Annotated in this window: 2 protein-coding genes; both read left to right on the forward strand. The window is 20.5% G+C overall.

Translation table 11 applies throughout. The features are described from left to right. Positions 1 to 115: 115 nt before the first annotated feature. Positions 116 to 1,873: a hypothetical protein gene (locus tag RDX53_RS13995; protein WP_307994360.1), complete on the forward strand. Its 1,758-nt coding sequence runs from the start codon at positions 116 to 118 to the stop codon at positions 1,871 to 1,873. A gap of 92 nt (positions 1,874 to 1,965) precedes the next feature. After that, positions 1,966 to 2,090, forward strand: a 125-nt coding sequence (locus tag RDX53_RS14180) for a prepilin-type N-terminal cleavage/methylation domain-containing protein (protein WP_369124307.1), incomplete at its 3' end; no start/stop codon positions are given.

Genomic DNA, 2,090 nt, shown 5'->3' on the forward strand with positions numbered 1-2,090 from the left:
TAAATTTTCGGCACGTTGTAAAACAAAGATTTCCTTCATCACTTACCCGTAATAATGGTTTATTTTTATTCGATTAAATATAAATACAAAAATATATAATTCTAAACTATATATTTTGAGACAAGAAAATATAAAAAGAGAAAATATACTAAATAAAAATATTGATAGCTTTAAAGAGCTACTACTAAACTCAAATACTAAGCTATATTTTATAGACCAAACACTAACATATGTATATGAATATGTGTTTGGAGAGATGAGTTTATATAAAATTAAGAGATTTAAAACTTTCTTTGATAAAAATAATACCGATAATTTAATCATATTAGAAAATATATATAATACACTTTATAGTTGTGAGGATTTAGAGTTTGAACTAAAGCAAAGTGAAAATGAATATAGTAAATATAATCTATATCCAAACATCTTACTTGAAGGAACTATGGGGATATTATTAGTAAAAACTAATATTTCATTACAAAGTAATTTACAAGACTATACCACAACTTATACAGGATTTAAGAATATAGTTGAAAACATACCATATGATATAATTTTAGAAAAAGATAATAAAATAATATACCAAAATAAAGACTCTATATATGATAAAAATATGATGAATATTATCTTGGATAAAAATATAAAAGGTAATATAGAATACTCTATAGACAAATATAATAAAAATTTTTATATAGATAGAATTGAACTTGAAAATAAAAAACACAACTTAATTGTTTTGAAAAATATGACAGAACAAAAATCTCTAGTGGATAAGATGAATTTAACAAAGAAAAAATATGAATTATTTGTCGATATAATATCAGAAGCTGTATTTGTACTAGACCACAATACTAACAAAATAAAATATACTAATAAGAGTTTTGATAAAATATTACAACAACATAAATTGAAAATATCAGATATGTACGACTTAATAAATTCATCTGACTTAACTTATTGTGATATGTCTTTTAATATGACATTTAAAAATAAGAAAATAAAAAATTGTTTAGATGAGGATGTATATTTAAAATTTGCAAATATGGTATTGAATATAAATCAAAAAAATATAACTATAGGTGTTTTTAGAGATGTAACACAAAATGTTAAAGACGAAATTATTAAGAAAAAGATGGAGGAAGATACATACAGTAAAAAATTAAAAAATGAATTTTTAATAAATTTATCGCATGAATTAAAAACACCAGTCAACCTAATATACTTAAAAAATCAACTCACAAGATCTCTTTGTGAAAAAAACAATATTGTAGAAATTGAACAAGTAAACTTATTAAATAAAGAATTAAAGAATATACAAATACTGATGACGTTGATTGATAATTTGATTTCGCTTGAAAAACTAAACTTAGAGTCTTATAAAGATAATAGAAATTATTACAATATAGTTGAAATACTAGAAGATATAGTAATAAGATTAAATACATATAAAGGTGTAGATATAATATTCGATACAAATGAAGAAGAAATATTTACTTTTATAGATTCACACAATATAAGTAAAGTAATAACTAGATTATTATCAATTATGTATAAGTGTTCAGATAAGAAAGAAGTGATAAATTTTGATATAAATAAGAATAGACAAAAAATCAATATACATATATATCACGACAGTAAAGATAATATAAAAAATATCAATCCTCAGGAAAAAGAAATAATAGATACGAGCATTTTACTTTGTAAATTAGTCTTAAATTTATATAATGGTGATTTACAAATAAAAAATAAATTTAACGATATAAGTATTCAATTAGAAAGTATAGACGATAAAAAATATTATCACAATAAATCGAATATATTTATCGGTGATAATTTTATAGAGGAAGAATTTAAAAAAATTTATAATTTATAAATTAATATTTTTTGATAAGAGAATGATTGAAAAATTATTCTCTTATTTTTGTATATAAAACAAATATATGGAAATAATTCATATAAAAAGGAATGAATAGATTGAAACGAAGTGGTTTTACAACATTAGAATGTATTATTAGTCTGGTTATTTTATCAATAATTACATATATGATAAGTTTTTCTATGAACAACAGCTTTAATTTATTAAATCAAAA

Source organism: uncultured Intestinibacter sp., assembly GCF_902468165.1.
Classification (GTDB): domain Bacteria; phylum Bacillota; class Clostridia; order Peptostreptococcales; family Peptostreptococcaceae; genus Intestinibacter.